The organism is Streptomyces sp. NPDC017676, from assembly GCF_044329325.1.
Taxonomy (GTDB): Bacteria; Actinomycetota; Actinomycetes; order Streptomycetales; family Streptomycetaceae; genus Streptomyces.
Genome location: NZ_JBIRJA010000008.1, coordinates 376005 through 395105, shown reverse-complemented (window position 1 = coordinate 395105; position 19101 = coordinate 376005). Strand labels below are relative to the sequence as shown.

Below are 19101 nucleotides of genomic sequence, written 5' to 3'. Positions count from 1 at the left end.
CAGCAGGAAGGTTGCTGCCGCATGTCTGCAACACGCCGTCAGGTCCTGGCCGGAGCGAGCGCCCTGGGAGCGGGCATCGCCTTCACCGGGGCCCTGTCCGAGCTCTTCGCGGGCACCGCCGCCGCGCAGGACCTGGGCCACACCGGCTACGGCCCGCTCGTTCCCGATCCGCACGGCCTGCTCGATCTGCCGAAAGGTTTCCGCTACACCGTGCTCTCCCGCGAGGGCGACCAGCTCCGCTCCGGAGAGGGCAGGGTCCCCTCGAACCACGACGGCATGGCCGCCTTCGCGGGCCGAGGAGGCCGTACCCACCTCGTCCGCAACCACGAGAACCGCGTCACCGCGCCGATCCCGGTCCCGACCGTCAGCGGCCTCACCTACGACCCCGCCGGCAAGGGCGGCTGTACGGCGCTCACGCTCGACGCGCACCAGCGCGTGCTGTCCGAGCGGGTCGCCATCGCCGGTACGGCCGTCAACTGCGCGGGCGGCCGCACCCCGTGGGACACCTGGCTGACCTGTGAGGAGACCGAGGACAAGGCGGGCACCAACGGCTACACCAAGGACCACGGCTTCATCTTCGAGGTCCACCCCACCGATCCGCACCGCACCGGCGCCGTCCCGCTGACCGCGATGGGCCGCTTCCAGCACGAGGCGGTGGCGATCGACCCGCGCTCCGGCATCGTCTACGAGACCGAGGACGCCTTCGAGAAGCCGTTCGGCCTCTTCTACCGCTTCCTGCCGGCCAAGCCGCTCGGCGGCGTCGGTTCGCTGCGCGCGGGCGGCCGGCTCCAGGCGATGCGGGTGCCCGGCGTGCCGGATCTCTCCCCGGTCCAGGAGCCGGGCACCCGTTTCGACGGCGTCGAGTGGGTGGACGTACCCGATCCGCTGGCCGCCTCCACGCCCACCCGCCTGCAGGACTACGGGCCCGGCGGCATCACCCACGCGCAGAAGCTGGAGGGCTGCTACTGGGGCGGCAGCTGCGTGTACTTCGTGTCCTCCTTCGCCCGCAGCGCGGACGGCTCCGCGGCCGACCACTACGGCCAGATCTGGCGCTACGACCCGGCGCGCCGCCGGCTGACCCTGGTCGTCGTCTTCGGCCCGGACACCGATGTGCAGCTGCCCGGCGAGTCCCCGGACAACATCTGCCTCGCCCCCGGCGGCGGCCTGATGGTGTGCGAGGACGGCAACGGGGCCCAGCACGTCTTCGGCGTGACCCGCAAGGGCGAGGTGTACCCGATGGCCCGGGGCCGCCAGGTCCTGACGGGCGGTACGGCGCAGGAGCCGGAGTGGGGCGAGTTCGCGGGGGTCACCTTCTCCGCCGACGGCGAGACGATGTACGTCAACTGCTACACGCCCGGCACCACGTTCGCGGTGACCGGTCCGTGGCGCGGCTGACCGTCCGTACGGGGTGACGCCGACGCGCCGTGGGGTGGACCTCTCCTGGGGTCCGTCCCACGGCCCGTCCGCGCCGGCGCGTACGGATGTGCCATCGGCGGCCGGGATGTCGGGGGAGCGTGGAACGTCGTAGGGGACGGACCGGAGCGAACCGGCTCGGCGCCGAGCGCCGCGCGTTGCCCGGCGGCGGGCGGGGCGGGTCGCGGCTGATCGCCCGTACGGCGACCGCGGGGCCCTGGCGGACGAGGACCGACCGCGCGACGCGCCCGCCCCGCCGGCCCGCGCGGCCGGGATGCGTCGTCTTCCCCGGTGCACCATCCGGCCGCCCCCCTGTGGGATCACCGTGAGGCACCGTGTATGCCTGGTCGGTACTCGTCGAACGTCGCAGGAGGTACCGGCACCCATGGCACCCACCCCCGCCCCGCCGCTGGGCACACCGCCGAAGCTGGTGGCGACAGACCTGGACGGCACCCTCTTCCGGAGCGACGGCACGCTGTCACGGCGCACGCGAGCGGCGCTGGCGTCGGCCGAGGGAGCCGGAATACGTGTCGTGCTCGTCACGGGCCGTCCGCCACGCGGCGTGCCGGGCCTGCTGGAGCGCGTCGGACCCCACGCCGTCATCGCGGCCAACGGCGCCGCGGTGCACGCACCGGACGGCACCGTCGCCCACACCTTCCCCTTCCCGGCCCCCGAGGCCATCCGGCTCGTGGAACACGTGCGCGCCGCGATCCCGGGCGTCTCGTTCGCGGTCGAGTTCGACGGCGCCTTCGGTCACGAACCGGCGTACCCGGCCTGGTCGTTCGGGGACGAGGCCGTCGAACTGACCGGCACGGCCGAGGAGATCCTCGCCCCCGGCCCCGGCAGACCCCCGCTCAAGATCCTCGCCCATCATCCGGAGCTCCCGCTCGACGCCTTCTACGAGCAGGCGCGCCACGCCGCGGGCCCGGACGCCGAGACCACCCACTCCACCGGGCTGTCACTGGTGGAGTTCAGCGCGCCCGGCGTCACGAAGGCCACCACCCTCGTCACCTGGAGCGGCCGGCTCGGCATCGGCGCACAGGAGATCGCGGCCTTCGGTGACATGCCCAACGACCTGCCCATGCTCGGCGCGGTGGGGAACCCCTACGCCATGGCCAACGCCCACCCGGACGTCCTGGCGGCCGCGCGTCACCGCGCGCCCTCCAACGACGAGGACGGTGTGGCGCGGGTGCTGGAGGCGTTCGTGGACGCGATCACACGCCGGGCACCTCAGACCGCCTGACCGCGGGGACCTCACCGTCGGCATCCGCCCCCGGGGCCCGGGCACCGAGCCGCCGGGGTGTCCAGGGCACTCACCCTGGACACCCCGGACGGAGCCCACGGAGGGATCTGCCGGCCGTCTCGCTCAGTCGTCCTCCGGGAACTCGCCCGACCACGCGGCGGCCATGCGCAGCAAGGGCTCGGCCTCCTCCTGCCGCCCCTGGCGCTGCAGGGTGCGGCCCAGCATCAGGTGGGCGTAGTGCTCCACCGGATCGCGCTCGATGATCGCGCGGAGCTGTTCCTCGGCACGCCGCAGCTGAGCGGAGTGATAGTAGGCGCGGGCCAGGAGCAGCCGCGGGCCGGTCTGTTCCGGAGCCTCCTCCACGACGAGGGCGAGCAGCCGCGCGGCGCCGATGTAGTCCTTGGCCTCGAAGAGCAGCTGCGCACGCTCCCAGCGCTCCGTGGTGGTCTCCTCGCGCGGCGCGCCGGCGCCGTTGTCGAACAGGTGCAGGGCGCTCGCCCACCGGTCGGGCGCCACTCCGTCGCCCGCCGTGTACCCGGTGAAGTTGTCGGTCATCGTTCCTCGTTCTCCTCTGCCGTGGGGCTGCCGTGTGCGTCGGCCTCAGGCCGCCGGGCCGGTGGTGTGCACGCGTTCCGCGTCGCGGGCCGCGCGCAGGGACGCGTGGGTGGGCGCGTCGGGCACGTCGGCCGGCCGGTTCTTCGCGAACTCCTTCCGCAGCACCGGTACGACGTCCGCACCGAGCATCTCGATCTGCTCCAGCGCGGTCTCCAGCGGTATGCCGCCGCCGTCCACCATGAACAGCTGGCGCTGGTAGTCCCCGAAGTGCTCACGGAAGGTGAGCGTCTTCTCGACGACCTGCCCGGGCGTGCCGACGGTCAGCGGGGTCTGCTCCATGTACTCCTCCATCGGGATCCCGCCTCCCATCACCGGTGAGTGGTCGAAGAACGGGCGGAACTCCCGGACCGCGTCCTGGGAGTTCGGACGCATGTAGACGTGACCGCCGAGTCCGACAATGGCCTGCTCGGGGGTGCCGTGACCGTGGTGCGCGTACCGCTGCCGGTACAGGTCGATCAGCTTCTTGGTGTGCTCCTTGGGCCAGAAGATGTTGTTGTGGAAGAAGCCGTCGCCGTAGTAGGCGGCCTGCTCGGCGATCTCCGGGGAGCGGATCGAGCCGTGCCACACGAACGGTGCCACGCCGTCCAGCGGGCGCGGGGTGGAGGTGAAGCCCTGCAACGGGGTGCGGAACCTGCCCTCCCAGTCCACGACGTCCTCACGCCACAGCCGGCGCAGCAGCGCGTAGTTCTCGATGGCCAGGTCGATGCCGTCCCGGATGTCCTTGCCGAACCACGGGTACACCGGCCCGGTGTTGCCGCGGCCCATCATCAGGTCCACCCGCCCGTCGGCCAGGTGCTGGAGCATCGCGTAGTCCTCCGCGATCTTCACCGGGTCGTTGGTGGTGATCAGCGTGGTCGACGTCGACAGGACGATCCGCTCGGTCCGCGCGGCGATCCAGCCCAGCATGGTGGTCGGCGAGGACGGCACGAACGGCGGGTTGTGGTGCTCACCCATCGCGAAAACGTCCAGGCCGACCTCTTCCGCCTTCAGCGCGATGGCGACCATGGCCTTGATCCGCTCGCGCTCGGTCGGCGTACGACCCGTGGTCGGGTCCACGGTCACGTCACCGACGGTGAAGATGCCGAACTGCATCCGTCCTCCCGCCTTCCAAAGTTGACGTTTCAACTATGCCCCTCCAACACGGTCGCTCCCACCCGTATTCCGCTGCTCGGCAGGGGTCGGCGGCGCGGCGCGCGACCGTCGTCCCGTTTCCGTCCGGAGCGCGGGTGGTCAAGGGGTTCGACCGCAGGGGCGGCCACGACCCGGAGGCCGCGGCCCGGCCCGCGGGCGCCCCGGGGCGGACCCGAACGCGGCCGGGCGGTGCTCGGCGCACGGACAGCGGCCCCGGGCGGCCACCGGTCACGCGTCCGCCCACCGGCCACACGGTCCGCCCCGCCCACCGGTCACGCGGGTCCGCCCACCGGTCACGCGTCCGCCCACCGGCCACGCCCGCTCACGTCCGCGTTCCGCTGGCCCCTGTCCCCTGTCCCCCTGTCCCCCAGCCCCCTGTCCCCCAGCCCGCGCCGTTCACCCGCTCGGCTCACCCCGATGGCTGCCGTCCGGCCCACCCGCCAGGGTCGCAAGAGAGAGCCCGGTGTCGACGCCGAAGGGGCCAGTGATGCGCCGCTATCCGCCCATCGCCGATCACGGTCTCACCGGAGACCCGCAGAGCTGCGCGCCGGTCCCCTCCGGGGCCGTGCCCGACCGGCCGTGCTCTCCCCGCTCCGGCTCGCCGAGCGTCTTCGCCGCCCACGGCACGGTCCCCTGCCGCACGAGCGGACCGGCTGCCGCGGTCCTCCCCCCCGATGCCCCGGGCGCCGCCGCGGGCGCGCGGGGCTAGGCCCGGCGATGTCGTCGCCGCAGGACAGCGAGGACCTGTCGGCCACCGTGCTGGAGGCGCTGTTCACCCAGGCGCCCATGGGGCTGTACGTGTTCGACGAACAGCTGCGGATCGTGCGCTACAACACCGCGCGACGCGGAGTGCGCGGACTGCCCGGCGACGCGGTGCTCGGGCGGCGGCTCGACGAGGTCGCGGAGGGCTTCCACGATCCGGAACTGCTCTCGCTCGCCCGTCAGGTGCTGACGGGCGAGGCGCGGGTCCGGGGCCGTCTGATCCGCGGCCGGCCTCCGGGTGGCCCGGAGCAGGAGACGGTGCTCTCGGTGTCGGCCTTCCGGGTCCGTCCCGGTGGCGGACAGGTCCTGGGCGTCGCCGTCGTGGAGGACGTCTCCGCGCGCCAGCACACGGCGGACCGGCTGGACATCCTGCACGACGCCCACCAGGCCATCGGCACCAGCCTGGACGTGCGGGACACGGCGGACGCGCTGGCCGCGGTGGTGGTGGACCGGTTCGCGGACGCGGTGTCGGTGGACGTGCTGGACGAGGCGGTGCGCGGCGCCGCGCTGTCGGGAGGTCCGGTCGACGCGGACGTACCCCTGCGCCGGGTCGCCTTCCGCTCGGTGAAGGACCCCGCGCGGCAGGGCCCCTCGGGCACTCTGGACACCTTCCCCTTCCCCACACCCTTCAGCCGGAGCCTCCAGGACGCCTCGCCCCGGCTCGTCACCCACCTGACGTCCGACGAACCATGGCTGGCCACCGATCCCGAGCGGGCCAGGCTGCTGACCGACGCGGGTGTGCACTCGCTCCTGGTCACCCCTCTGGTGGTGCGCCACACCGTCCTCGGAGTCGTCTGCTTCTTCCGGCACCGTGACCCTCGGCCGTACGACGAGGACGACCTCTCCCTGGCCGAGCAGCTGGCCCAGCGTACGGCGCTCAGCATCGACAACGCCCGCAGCTACGCCCGCGAGCGCTCCATAGCGACCGGCCTGCAACGCCATCTGCTGCCCCGCACCCCGCCGCGGCTGACCGCGGTCGACACCGCCGCGCTCCACCTGCCCGGCACCACGGGCGGCGGCGGGGACTGGTACGACGTCATCCCCCTCTCCGGCAGCCGGGTGGCCCTGACCGTCGGCGACGTCACCGGCAGCGGCATCGAGGTGGCGGCCGCCATGGGACAGCTGCGCACCGCACTGACCACCCTCGCGGTCCGGGACCTGGCGCCGGAGGAGTTGCTCACCTGCCTCGACGACATCACCGTCTCGTTGACGCGGGACACGGGCGAGCCGGTCACGGCGTCCTGCCTGTACGCGGTGTTCGACCCGGTGACCCGCTCCTGTACGGCCGCCAGCGCGGGGCACGCGCCCCCCGGTGACCCTCGGCGCGCTCGGCGATCCCCTGGTCCTCGAACCGCCCGCCGGCCCACTGCTCGGCACGGGGTGCGGCGGGTACGAGGCGGTGCGCGTCGAGCTGCCGGACGGCAGCCTGCTGGCGCTGTACACCAACGGGCTCGTCCGCACGGCGCCGGGCGCACGGCAGACCCTGCTGCGCGTCCTGAGCCATCCCGACCGCCCCTTGCGCCGGCTCGCCGACGACGCGGTGTACGCCCTCCTGCCCAGCCAGGGCGAGGACGACGCCGTTCTGCTGCTCGCCCGCACCCGCGGCCTGGCCCAGGACCAGCTCGCCGAGTGGTCGCTGCCCGAGGATCCGGCCGTCGTCGGCACCGCCCGCCGGCTCGCCGAACACCAGCTCGCGGCCTGGGGGCTGGGGGACCTCGCCTTCACGACCGAACTGATCGTCAGCGAACTGGTCACCAACGCCATCCGGTACGGCAGTCCGCCGATCCGGCTGCGCATGATCCGCGACCGGAGCCTCGTGTGCGAGGTGTCCGACGGCAGCAGCACCGCGCCCCACCTGCGCAACGCCCGCGCCATCGACGAGGGCGGCCGAGGCCTGGCGCTCGTCGCCCAGCTCGCCGCCCGCTGGGGCACCCGGTTCGGACGCCGGGGCAAGACGATCTGGTGCGAGCAGGAGCTGGACGGCGGCTGAACGCCGGAGGTTCGTTCCGAGCCACTGTGGCCGGTCGGTGCCGTACCGGCCCGGCGGTCCGGTGAACCGGGGGTTCCGGCAGGCGTACGGCATGCCCCAGTGGGAAGGACCCGAACAGCGCGCCCGGGTGCGGGTGCGCACGGGGAACGGACGGGGGAAGGAGCGGGCGCATGCGTGCGACCGTGCTGGATGTGGTACGGGACGTCGTCGACCGACACGCCCCGGGCGAACGGCAGTTGGTGGATGACCTGGCCGGCCTGGACTACGGCGTGGTGGTACGGCGGATCCGGCGGACGTCCTCCGGCGGACGGTCCGACCCGCTGGGCTTCGGTCTCGACACCGTCGCGGCCATGGTCACACCCCTGGTCCTGCTGGTGGTCGACGAGGCCTGCCGCGCCGCCGTCGCGGACGGCACCGGGCGGCTGATGAGCCGGGCCGCGACCGCCCTGGGACGGCTGCTCCCGTCCGCCCGCCGCCCGGTCACCCCGCCCGAGGTGCCCCGCCTAGACCGGGAGCAACTGGCGTCCGTACGGCGGCGGGTGCACGAGGAGGCGGTCAGGCGCGGCTTCGCCGACGCCGACGGCCTGGCCGACAGCGTGGTCGCACGGCTGGCCCTGGCGGGCACGGAGGACCCGCGCGACGACCAGCCGGGTGAGGACGGGGAGCGTCAGGAGGACGGGGCGGCCCGGTGAGCGGAGCCACGGAGGCGGCCGCGCCCCGCCCGGCGCCCGCGCCGCCGGCCCCCGACCCGGGCGTACTGCCCGCCGGGACCTCCTTGCGCTTCCTCGTCCTCGTCGTCGCGATGGCGGCGGCCACGGTCGAGATGCTGACCGGTCTCCTGCGGCCGTATCCCGCCCAGAACGTCGCGTTCCTCTGCGAGTTCGCGGCGGGCTACGACCCGGGCGGCAACGTCATCGACAACGTGACGCGGAGCAGCGCCCACGCGGAGGCGATCAAGGAGTGCGCCAAGGGCGCCCCCGTGACGCCGGAGTGGTACGGCCTGGCCGGCAGTGGCGTCGTCCTGCTGGTGGCCGCGGCCGTGTACCTGCTGCTGCCGCGCTGGAGACGGCGGCGGCACGGTCTGGTGCCCCTGCCCGGTCGCGACCCGCAAGGCGAGATCCGGGCCGAGGTCGCCCGGCTGGCCGGGGTCGCCGGAGTGCGCGCCCTGCCCGACCTGGTGGTCGACCTGACCGCGTTCGACGCCGGCGCGGTCGTCTTCGGCCGGGCGGGCAGGCGCACTCTCTGCCTCGACAACGGCCTGCTGCACGTCCGCCGCTCCGACCCGGCCCGCTTCCAGGCGGTGCTCCTGCACGAACTGGCCCATCTGCGCCACCGGGACGTGGACATCGCGTACGCCGTGACGGCCCTGTGGCGGGCCTTCCTCGTCCTGGCCGCCGTCCCCTTCACCCTCGTGCTCGGCGGGAGCCTCGTCGCGGCGCAGTTCGGCTGGTTCATGGGCGCCGACGCCGTCTTCTGGCCCGCCTCCCGGCCGTACATGGTCCGGGACATCGCGACCGCCGGGTTCCTGTTCCTGCTGGTGGTCCTGGCCCGCGCCGACACCCTGCGCCACCGCGAGCTGTACGCCGACCGGGGGGCCGTGGCGCTGGGCGCCGATGCCGGCGTCTGGCGGGCGCGGGCCGAGGCAGCCGGGGCACAGGGCCGCCCGGCCCGCGGCGTCCCGGCGTTGTGGCGCAGTCACCCGTCCTGGGCGGAGCGGCGCCGCGCGCTGGAGGACCCGGCGGCCCTGTTCACGCTGACGGACGTGCCGTTGTTCCTGCTCGGGGCGGTGACCCTGGTCACCGGCAACGCGCTGGGCATCTGGTGGGACGCGCTGCCGGCCGCCTGGGTCGTCGGGGGCCTGGCGGCGGCCCTCCTGGCGGTCTCCGTCTGGCGCGCGGCCCTGTACGCCGCGCACCGGGGCGCTCCGGGCCCCTCGGGTGTGCGGGCCGGCTCTGCGCTCGGACTCGGCCTGGTCTGCGGGGAGTTGCTGTCCGGGTCGAGCATCGGCCCGGGCTGGTGGCCCGCGCACCTGGAGCCCCTGCTCTTCCCGTTCCTGGGAGGTGTGGTCTACGTCTGCTGGCTGGCCGCGTGCGCCCGGCTGAGCCTGCGGAACAGCCCGGGCACACCGCGCGCGCTGCGCGCGGCGGTACTCGTCGCGGCCGTCGCGGGGTGTGTCGTGGCGGCGGCCGGTCTGAGCTGGTGGATGGGCGCGGGCAAGCTGTTGCTGGCCGGGGACCTGTACCGGGCGGGCGGTCTGGAACAGGACATCCGCCAGATGTTCCCCGGCCCGTGGGGGACGCGGGAGCAGTACGCGGCGGTGCTGCCCTGGATCGCCTCGGTCCTCACGAGCCTGAGCGTCGCGGGCTCGACCCCCGTGATCGCGGCGGCAGCGGTGGTGCTGTGGGTGTACCCGGCCGTGCTGCTGCTCGGACGGCCACGGGCGACGGGGCTGCGCTCCACGCTCCTCGCCGGCCTGGCCGGAGGCGTGCTCGGGGTCGCCGCCGTGGCGGTGGCGATGGCGTACGTCCACTCCTGGCGCCCTCCGCTCGGCGAGCGGAGCACGGCCTTCGGCGTCGTCCACCTGTGGTGGCGGACCGTCGCCCTGTGGGCCGGCGTGGCCGTGACGGCGGCCGTCGTCGCCCTGACCACCCGCACCCACCGGCTGCCCCGCGCCCTGACCGCCGCCGGCATCGCCCAGATCCTGGCGCTGGCGGGGCAGTTCCTGCTGCAGTCCGCAGACGGCTGCCTGGGCCCGCTGCGAGTCATGGGCGACACCTGCCACTGGCTTCCCGACGCGTCCTGGTCGCTGACCGGACTGCTGGTGCAGACGGCCGCACCGGCGATGTTCGGGGCCGCCCTGGTCGCCGCGCCCCTGGCCCGGACCCCCCGTGCCCCGACGCCTTCAGCGCCTCCAGAGGCCGTACGGCGGTCCTGGCCGACCCGCGTCGCCGTGGGCGCCGTCGCGCTCCTGGCCGTGGTGTCGTCCGTCGTGGCCGTGCGTTCGGTGACGGGCCGCGACACTGCCCTGGCGGTGCCCGACCGTCCACCGGCCGCCGGCACCGACGAACGCGTGCGCAGCTTCCAGTTGCTGGCCTGGTTCAGGACGAGCGGCCAGGCCGACATCGTCGCCGTGGCGTCCCGCTACACCGCGTTCGCGCAGTGGTTCAAGGAGTCGACGGACGCCGGGACCGGTGCCGTCGACGGTGACACCCTGCGCCCCATCTGCGCCGGTCTGGCCCGCGACACGGCCACGGCCCGGCGCCATCTGGGCGTCCCCGACCCGGAACTGGGCCGCGCGTGGTCCAGCTTGCTGGCCAGGAGCCGGGACGCGGCCCGCGAATGTGCGTCCGTGCTGGACTCGGACACCGACGACGTGCAGCGCAACACCAAGATGCTGGAGGACCTCGTCGCCGCCTACGAACAGGCGACCCGGACCGTCCCGCCCCTGACGAAACGCGTCACGACCGCGCTGGAGCAGTGGCCGCAGTGGAAGAAGACCGGCTGATCGGCCCGCCATGACGCCGATCCTCCGACGACGGCGACCGATGCAACTCGTTGCACGGGAGGACTCCCCTCCGCGGTGCGACGCGGCTCTCGCGCGTGCGGTTGTCGTCCGTCGGCCGGCACGGGATGCTGAGGGAGCACGGAGGGAAGCGGTGCCATGGATCGTTTTCCGCATGCCGCCAACGTCGATTTCCACAGTCCGCTGGACCTCACCAAGGCCGCCGCCGCGGTACTGGACGCCGAAGGCCGCGTTTCCGGATGGGGATCCTCGGCCGAGCGCCTGCTCGGGCATTCCCCCGAGGATGTGCTCGGGAAGCCGGCCGCCCGGCTGCTCGCGGCGACCCCGGGGCAGCGTCTGTCCACCCTCTGCAAGCTCTGCAAGGGGCACCGGCCCCGCAGCACCGTCCTGGACCTGTGCCGCCGGGACGGTCGGACGCTGCGCGCGGCAGTGACCTTCAGCCCGCTCGCGCACCGTGGCGCCGCCGCGACCGTCGTGGTCGCGGCCGACCTGGACACGCTGCGCGGCTGGGAGGCGCAGCTGGCGATGTTGCAGGGGCTGACGACCGAGTCCGCCGTGGGCCTGACGATCTTCGACACCGACATGCGGGTCGTCTGGGGGAACGTCTCCACCGATCTGGAGCTGGCGGGGATCGACCAGTACATCGGCCGCCCGGCCGCGGATCTCTTCCCGGAGGGCGAGTTCATCTCCCGCCACCACCCTCCGGACGAAGACCAGATCATGGAGCACGTGCTGACGACGGGCGAGCCGATCATGGGCATGCACTACCGCGGGCGCGCCCCCGCCGACCCGGTTCGCGAGCACGTCTGGTCCTGCTCCTACCACCGGCTGGTGGACGCCCGGGGCGAACTGCTGGGGCTCTTCGAGGAGTCCCTGGACATCACCGACCGCTACCGCGCCCAGGAACGACTGTCCCTGCTCGTACGGGCGGGCAAGCGCATCGGTGCCTCGCTGGACGTGCGTCGCACGGCCGCGGAGCTCGCGGACGTGGCGGTACCGCAGCTGGCTGACGAGGTGCTGGTGGACCTGCCGCCGGCGGTCATCGAGGGGCGCCAGCCGCCCACGGGCTCGGCGCCGGGGCACAGCCTGCTGCGGATGCACGGCCGGACCCCCGAGGAGTTCCGGACCAGTCCGGTCTCCTACCCGCCCTCGTCACCGCAGGCGCAGAGCCTGGCCACCAGCCGCCCCGTCGTCGACGCCGCCCCGTCCGTGCCCCCGGGCGGGACGGGACCGGCCGCCTCGCACTCCTGCCTCTTCGTCCCGCTGCTCACCCGCAACGCGGTCCTGGGCCTCGCCACCTTCCGGCGCAGCAGCAACCCCGACCGCTTCGGGCCCGAGGAGCAGACGCTCGCGGTGGAACTGGCCGAGCGGGCCGCCGTCGGCATCGACAACGCCCGCCGCTACACCAGCCAGCACGCGGCGGCCCTGGTGCTCCAGCGGAGCCTGCTGCCCCAGCACCTGCCCGAGCAGAGCGCGGTCGACGTGGCGTACCGCTACCTGCCCGCCGACAGCCGCGTGGGGGTGGGCGGCGACTGGTTCGACCTGATCCCGCTGTCCGGCGCCAGGGTGGGTCTGACCGTCGGCGACGTGGTGGGCCACGGGGTGCACGCGGCCGCGACCATGGGCCGGCTGCGCGCCACCGTACGGACCCTGGCCCTGCTGGACCTGGACCCGGCCGAGCTGCTCACCCGGCTGGACGGCCTGGTCGCGCAGGACTCGGAGCCCGATTCCGATGACGGGCTGGGCGACGAGACGCTCGGGGTGACCTGCCTGTACGCGATCTACGACCCGGTCAGCGGCCGGTGCGTCTGGGCGAGCGCGGGCCATCCCCCGCCGGTCGTGGCCGATGCGAGCGGCTCGGTGGCCTTGTCCGCGCTGGCGCCGGGGCCGCCGCTGGGGCTGGGCGGCCTGCCCTACGAGAACGTCGAGCTGAGTCTGTCCAGCGGCAGCGTCGTGGCGCTCTTCACCGACGGGGTGGTGGAGGACCGGCACACCGACATCGACAGCGGAATCGACCGCCTCGCCCATGTCCTCACCTGGCAGCGGTGCCCGCTGGAGGAACTGTGTGACCGCGCGCTGTCGGCCCGGCCGCCCGGCCCGCAGACGGACGATGCCACGCTGCTGCTCGTCCGCACCCGGCGGCTCGGCGCCGACCGCGTGGCGGACCTGGAGCTGCCGCCGGACCCGGCCATGGTGGCGCACGCCCGCACGGACACCGAGCGCCAGTTGACGGACTGGGGGCTGTCCGATCTGTCGTTCAGCGCGGCTCTGGTGGTGAGCGAGCTGGTCACCAACAGCATCCGGTACGCCACCGGGCCCGTCATGCTGAGGCTGATCAGGGACCGCTGCCTGCTGTGCGAGGTGTCCGACAACGCGCACACCGCACCCCATCTGCGGCGGGCTCGCCGGGACGACGAGGGTGGCCGCGGCCTGTTCCTCGTCGCCCAGATGTCCCAGCGCTGGGGGACGCGCTACACCGCGTCCGGGAAGACCATCTGGGCCGAGCTGGCCATTCCCTAGGAGCGCCGTGCCGCGCAGCGGACGGCGACGGCGGCGATGTCGTCGTCCAGCCTTCCGCCGCTGTAGTGGAGCAGGTCCCGGTGGAGCCGGTCCAGCAGTTCCCGGGGTGCCGCCGGACCGAGTTGCCGCATCCACTCCGGTAGCGCGAAGAACGTGCCGGCACGGTCCCGGGTCTCCGTCACACCATCGGTGTAGAGCAGCATCTGGTCGCCCGCGGTGAAGGTGATGGTGTCGATGTTGTAGTCGTCTCCGAGGAGCGTCGCGAGGTTGAGGGGCGGTGAGGGGGCGGTGGGCTCAAGGACGCTGATCTCTCCGTTCCGCATCAGCAGGGGCGGGGGGTGCCCACAGTTGAGGATCCTCACCTGCCCGCCGCCGTACCGGATCTCGGCGATCAGAGCCGTGGCGAAGTGCTCGGGCTGATCGGGGTCGAGGATCGCGACGCTGTAGCGGCCGATGCTGGTCTCCAGGCGATGGACGATGCACCTCAGGTCGGGCTGGTCGTACGCGTTCTCCCGGAAGCAGTTGATCACCGCCGAGGCGGCGCCCACCGCCGACAGCCCCTTGCCGCGCACGTCACCGATGAGCAGCCGGACCCCGTACGGGGTGTCGGCCACCTCGTAGAAGTCGCCTCCGATCCGGGCCTGCTCCTGCGCCGCCAGATACAGCGACTCGATCTCGACGTCCTGGACCCGGCTCGGCAGCGGGCGCAGCAGCACCTGCTGCGCCGCGTCGGCGACGAGCCGGACCTGGAAGAGTGCCTCCTCCCGCTGGAGCCGGAGATGGCTCGTGTAGGCGGCCGCCGCGGTGACCGCGACGATCGCGGCCGCCGTGTAGGGCGTTCCCAGATCGGAGTAGACGAGGCCGAGTCCGGTCATGACCAGCAGACAGAACGCCCCCAGCAGGATGGTCGGGACCACGGGCCACATCGCGGCGGCGAGGGCGGGGGCGGCGGGCAGCAGACGGCTGAAGGCGACCTCTCTGGGGGTGGCGAAGGCCAGGCCGGAGATCAGGACGGTCAGAACGACGGGCGGCAGCACCACGGCTACGCGTCGCCCACCGTGGGGAGGGCGGTGTCGCCGGGGCCGTCCTTTCCTGATCACTGAAGCATCTTATCGGGGCAAAACGGGCTTCGTTCCGGGACAGGGCATGCGCTCGATCGGCGTCGGCCGGCCCACGGTGGTGTTATCAAGGGTGTATGGAGGTATTCTCCGGGCACCCTCGGGGCCCGGAACGTCATCCGCCCGTGGGACGCCAGCCTGAACGTCGCGCTTCCCTGCTGGACCCGCGCAGTGCGGCCGGTCAGGTGTTCCTGCTCCAGGTCGCCATCGTGGTCCTGCTGGTCCTGGCCACGGTGGTGGGCATGATCCTCCAGGCAGCGCGTGACGCTCTGCAGCAGGGGCGACGCGCGTCGGTCATCGCGGCCCAGTCCTTCGCGAGCGCCCCGGGCACGGCCGCGGCCTTGCGGAGCCGGGACCCGTCAGCGGTGCTCCAGCCACGGGCCGAGGCGGCGCGCGAACGCACGGGCATGGATTTCATCGTCGTCCTGAGCACGACGGGGACCCGGTACACGTACCCCTACCCGCGGGAGATCGGGAAGCAGTTCGTCGGCACCATCGGACCGGCGCTGAAGGGCCACACCGTCGTCGAACAGGCCGGCGGGCCACCCCTGCCCGCGGGCAGGGGGACGGACGTGCAGGCCGTGGTCCCGGTGACCGACCCACGGGGCAAGGTGGTCGGCCTGGTCTCCGCCGGACTCACGGTCAGGAACGTCGCGGCCCTGTGGCTGCCGCAGCTGCCGATCATCCTGGGCAGTGGCGCGGCCGCGCTGGCGCTGGCCACGGCGGGCACGACGCTGGTGTCCCGGCGGCTGCGGCGGCAGACGCACGGCCTGTCCCCGGTGGAGCTGGCGCAGTTGTACGAGCACCACGACGCGGTCCTGCACGCGGTGCGGGAGGGTGTGCTGATCATCGGTGCCGACGGGCGACTGCTGCTGGCGAACGACGAGGCGACGCGGCTGCTCGGACTGCCGCAGGACCTGCAGGGGCTTCCGGTGCGGGAGCTGGGGCTGCCGGAGCCGGTCCTACGCCTGCTGTCGTCGCCGGAGGCGGTCACCGATGAGGTGTATCGCGCGGGGAACCGGTTGCTGGCGGTGAACAAGCGGCCGGCGTACCCGCGGGCCGACCGGGGAGGCAGCGTGGTGACCCTGCGGGACACCACGGAACTGGCGGCGGTCTCGGGGCGGGCGGAGGTCGCCCGGGAGCGGCTGGACCTGCTGTACGAGGCGGGCGTGGGGATCGGCACGACGCTGGACGTGGAGCGTACGGCCCAGGAGCTGGCCGAGGTGGCGGCGCCGCAGTTCGCCGACCTGGTGACGGTGGACCTGCTCGACGCGGTGCTGCGGGGGTGGGAGCCGACCGCCGAGGGCTGGCGGCAGCTGCGCCGGGCGGCGATCGGCGGCGCCCGGCGGATGGTCCCGGTGTATCCGCTGGGCGAAGTGATCACCTTCTCGCCCCGGAGCCCGCAGATGCGGACGCTCCAGGAGGGGCGGGGCGTGCTGGAGGCGGACCTGCGGCAGGCCCACGGCTGGCGGGAACAGGATCCGGAGCGCTCCCGAAGGGCCCTGGAGTGCGGGCTGCGGTCGCTGGTGACCGTGCCGCTGCGGGCGCGGAACGTGGCGCTGGGTGTGGTGAACTTCTACCGCACGGTGGGGTCCCCGGCGTTCGAGCCCGAAGATCTCGCCTTCGCGGAGGAACTGGCCGTACGGGCGGCGGTGGCCATCGACAACGCGCGGAGGTTCACCCGGGAGCACGCGACGGCGGTGGCGCTCCAGCGCAGTCTGCTGCCGCGCGGGCAGCCGGACCAGGACGCCCTGGAGGTGGCCTGGCGGTATCTGCCCGCGGAGGCGGGGGTGGGCGGGGACTGGTTCGACGTCATCCCGCTCCCGGGCGCCCGGGTGGCCCTGGTGATGGGCGACGTCGTCGGGCGCGGCCTGCACGCGGCGGCGACGATGGGCCGGCTGCGTACCGCGGTGCACAACTTCGCCGTCCTGGACCTGCCCGTGGACGAGGTGCTCGGGAACCTGGACGACCTGGTCGTCCGCATGGACGACGAGGATCGCGCGGGTGATGCCGCGGGAGACCACGAGGGCGTGGGCGTGACCGGGGCGACCTGTCTCTACGCGGTCTACGACCCGGTGGCGGGGGCCTGCACCATGGCCCGCGCGGGACACCCGGAACCGGTGGTCGTGCGCCCGGACGGGACGGTCACCTGTGCCGGGGTGCCGGCCTCGGCGCCCCTCGGTCTGGGCGGCTACCCGTTCGAGACCACCGAGCTGTCCCTGCCGGAGGGTTCACAGCTGGTGCTGTACACCGACGGTCTGGTGGAGGACCGCGACCAGGACATCGACGTCGGGCTGGAGAGACTGCGCCGGGCGTTGGACGGGTCCGGGAGCCGCACCCCGGAGGAGACGTGCCAGAGCGTGATCGACGCGCTGAAGCCGTCGCACTCCTCCGACGACATCGCGCTGCTCACGGCACGCACCCGGACGTTCCCGCCCTCGCGCGTGGCCGAGTGGGACGTGCCGTCGGATCCGGCGCTGGTCCCCTCGGTGCGGGCACGTTGCGGGGAGACGTTGCGCGCATGGGGGCTGGAGGAGACCGGATTCGCCACGGAGCTGATCGTCAGCGAGCTGGTCACGAACGCGATCCGGTACGGCTCACCGCCGGTGGGCGTGCGGCTGCTGCACGGACGCTGTCTGATCTGCGAGGTCTCGGACGGCAGCGGCACCTCGCCGCGCCTGCGGCGGGCGGCCACCACGGACGAGGGCGGGCGGGGTCTGTTCCTGGTGGCACAGTTCGCTCAGCGATGGGGGACGCGGTACACCACCCGCGGCAAGGTCATCTGGGCGGAACAGGTTCTTCACGACGGCACGTCGGCCGCCCCGCGCCTCGCACCGGTCGACTTCCTCCTCGACCAGTTCGACCTCGACCAGTTCGACGACCCCGGCCTGTGAGCCGAGGCGAGACCCCGGGCGCCGCCCTCCCCGGACATCACTCGGCGCGTCGGGGGCTGCGCCGGCGGCGGACCGCACCGACCATGGACGCACGCGACAGGGAGCCCGTCGACCGAGGAGCTTGTCATGATCTTCATCACCGCGAAATTCCGGGTGCGGCCGGAGCACGCCGACCGATGGCCGGAGATCTCGGCCGCGTTCACCGAGGCGACACGCGCCGAACCGGGGTGCCTGTGGTTCGACTGGTCCCGCAGCGTCGACGATCCGACCGAGTACGTGCTCGTCGAGGCGTTCCGCGACGAGGAGGCGGGCGCCGCGCACGTCCGGTCCCAGCACTTCCGCGACGCGCAGCGGACACTGCCGCCGCACCTCGCCGAGACTCCGCGCATCGTCAACATGACGGTTCCGCAGGAGGACTGGTCCCTGCTCGCGGAGATGGCGGTACAGGACGGGGGCTGACCTGGCACGGTGCCGCCTCGTCGCCAAGATCCGTGTGGGGACCGCCACTCCGGCAGATGCGTGGCCTTCACCACAAAATGCCCATTTTGGAGCTGGCTGTGCCTATAAGTGGTGGCATAGCTGGTTGCGCTCCTTCGGCGATCAGCGGAGGAATGCACAGACCAGTGGCATGGAGAAGCGCTTGATCACGCTGTTCACACGTCGCACCGGGCTGGTGGCTACGACCGGCGTACTCGGCGGCGTACTCGCCCTCACGGCCCTCGGCGGTACGAGCAACGCCGCCACCGGCGGCAACGACGCCGGGAACCAGCCGAAACCGCAGGCGCAGGCGAGCCAGGCGGCCACCCAGGAAGCATCCGACGCCCGAATAGAGATCACGCCCGGGGAAGGCACCTACGGCGTCGGGATCGACGACCCGGTCGGTGTGACCGTCAGCAACGGCAAGCTCACCAAGGTGACCATGACCGCCGTCGCGACCGGTGCCGAGATCCCGGGCACCCTGTCCGCGGACGGCACTTCCTGGAAGCCGGACGGCCGGCTGGAGCGTGCCACCAGGTACCAGATCGCCGCGGAGGCCGAGGACGCCAAGGGCCGCTCCGCCACCGGCAACGCCACGATCACCACCGTCTCCCCGAACGACTTCGTCGGGCACCTCTCCCCCCAGGACGGCTCGACCGTCGGCGTGGGCATGCCGGTGACGTTCACCTTCGGCAAGGCGATCGGCGACAGGGCCGCCGTGGAGTCGGAGATCCAGGTCAGCTCCAGCAGCGGCCAGCAGGTCGTCGGTCACTGGCTGAACGACCACCGCCTGGACTTCCGCCCCGAGAAGTACTGGAAGTCCGGCTCCACCGTCACCGTCACGCTCAACCGCGACGGCGTCCGGAAGACGGTCAGATTCAAGATCGGCCGGAGCCAGATCAGCACCGTCGACGCCAGGACCAAGCAGATGACCGTCGTACGGGACGGCAAGACGATCAAGACCATCCCGATCTCGTCCGGCAGCCCCGAGCACCCGACGTACAACGGCCAGATGGTGATCTCCGAGAAGTTCGGGCACGTCCACATGAACGGTGCGAGCGTCGGCCTCACGGAGAAGGACGGCAAACCCTCGTACGACATCAAGGCCGTACCGCACGCCATGCGCCTGACCGACTCGGGCACGTTCATCCACGGCAACTACTGGGCCGCCGACTCGATCTTCGGCAAGGTGAACACCAGCCACGGCTGCGTGGGCCTGAAGGACGTCAGGGGCGGCGACGACGGCGCACAGCCCGCCGCGTGGTTCTTCGACCAGTCGATGATCGGCGACGTCGTGGTCGTCAAGAACTCCGGGGACAAGACCAGCCTGGCCCCGGACAACGGCCTCAGCGACTGGAACATGCCGTGGAAGCAGTGGGTCGCGGACGGCCCGACCGCCTGACACCACGACATTG

12 protein-coding genes and 1 pseudogene are annotated in these 19101 nt (G+C 73.1%); 10 read left to right on the top strand and 3 right to left on the bottom strand.

Going from position 1 to position 19101, the window contains the following annotated elements:
• Window positions 1–21 precede the first annotated feature (21 nt).
• Window positions 22–1395 (top strand): alkaline phosphatase PhoX, encoded by a 1374-nt coding sequence (locus ACH4LD_RS20240; protein ID WP_132790308.1) that lies wholly within the window; start codon window positions 22–24, stop codon window positions 1393–1395.
• A gap of 403 nt (window positions 1396–1798) precedes the next feature.
• Complete coding sequence (locus tag ACH4LD_RS20235) at window positions 1799–2656, top strand: HAD family hydrolase (protein ID WP_398056217.1); 858 nt, start codon at window positions 1799–1801, stop codon at window positions 2654–2656.
• A 123-nt stretch (window positions 2657–2779) separates the two neighbouring features.
• Here ACH4LD_RS20235 and ACH4LD_RS20230 read toward each other — a convergent pair whose 3' ends face one another.
• Both ACH4LD_RS20230 and ACH4LD_RS20225 read right to left on the bottom strand, forming a co-directional pair.
• Window positions 2780–3211: a M48 family metallopeptidase gene (locus ACH4LD_RS20230; protein ID WP_103817980.1), complete on the bottom strand. Its 432-nt coding sequence runs from the start codon at window positions 3209–3211 to the stop codon at window positions 2780–2782.
• A 45-nt stretch (window positions 3212–3256) separates the two neighbouring features.
• Entirely contained in the window at window positions 3257–4363 is a 1107-nt protein-coding gene (locus ACH4LD_RS20225; protein ID WP_398106179.1) for an LLM class flavin-dependent oxidoreductase, read from the bottom strand.
• 456 nt (window positions 4364–4819) lie between these two features.
• On the opposite strand from ACH4LD_RS20225, the pseudogene ACH4LD_RS20220 reads away from it, so the two are divergent.
• The 5 genes and pseudogenes from ACH4LD_RS20220 to ACH4LD_RS20200 form a co-directional block, all read left to right on the top strand.
• Window positions 4820–6415, top strand: a pseudogene (locus tag ACH4LD_RS20220) (PAS domain-containing protein); the annotation flags it as partial.
• Between the two features lie 61 nt (window positions 6416–6476).
• Entirely contained in the window at window positions 6477–7154 is a 678-nt protein-coding gene (locus ACH4LD_RS20215; protein WP_398056219.1) for an ATP-binding protein, read from the top strand.
• Between the two features lie 170 nt (window positions 7155–7324).
• A complete protein-coding gene (locus ACH4LD_RS20210) occupies window positions 7325–7846 on the top strand; it encodes a hypothetical protein (protein WP_398056220.1) in 522 nt (173 codons plus the stop codon).
• Window positions 7843–10659 (top strand): M48 family metalloprotease, encoded by a 2817-nt coding sequence (locus ACH4LD_RS20205; protein WP_398056221.1) that lies wholly within the window; start codon window positions 7843–7845, stop codon window positions 10657–10659. Before ACH4LD_RS20210 ends, ACH4LD_RS20205 begins: the two co-directional genes overlap by 4 nt.
• A 156-nt stretch (window positions 10660–10815) precedes the next feature.
• Window positions 10816–13197, top strand: a complete 2382-nt coding sequence (locus ACH4LD_RS20200; RefSeq protein ID WP_398056222.1) for a SpoIIE family protein phosphatase — start codon at window positions 10816–10818, stop codon at window positions 13195–13197.
• Here ACH4LD_RS20200 and ACH4LD_RS20195 read toward each other — a convergent pair.
• The gene (locus tag ACH4LD_RS20195) at window positions 13194–14237 is read right to left on the bottom strand and encodes a PP2C family protein-serine/threonine phosphatase (protein ID WP_398056223.1); all 1044 of its coding nucleotides are present in this window, start codon (window positions 14235–14237) and stop codon (window positions 13194–13196) included. The two genes, ACH4LD_RS20200 and ACH4LD_RS20195, sit on opposite strands and share 4 nt — an antisense overlap.
• A gap of 203 nt (window positions 14238–14440) precedes the next feature.
• Here ACH4LD_RS20195 and ACH4LD_RS20190 point away from each other — a divergent pair, with 203 nt between their 5' ends.
• The 3 genes from ACH4LD_RS20190 (at window position 14441) to ACH4LD_RS20180 (ending at window position 19088) form a co-directional block, all read left to right on the top strand.
• Window positions 14441–17209: a SpoIIE family protein phosphatase gene (locus tag ACH4LD_RS20190; protein ID WP_398056224.1), complete on the top strand. Its 2769-nt coding sequence runs from the start codon at window positions 14441–14443 to the stop codon at window positions 17207–17209.
• A 126-nt stretch (window positions 17210–17335) separates the two neighbouring features.
• Window positions 17336–17668, top strand: coding sequence for a putative quinol monooxygenase (locus tag ACH4LD_RS20185; RefSeq protein ID WP_398056225.1), 333 nt, complete (start codon window positions 17336–17338; stop codon window positions 17666–17668).
• 169 nt (window positions 17669–17837) lie between these two features.
• A complete protein-coding gene (locus ACH4LD_RS20180) occupies window positions 17838–19088 on the top strand; it encodes an Ig-like domain-containing protein (protein WP_398056226.1) in 1251 nt (416 codons plus the stop codon).
• Window positions 19089–19101 lie beyond the last annotated feature (13 nt).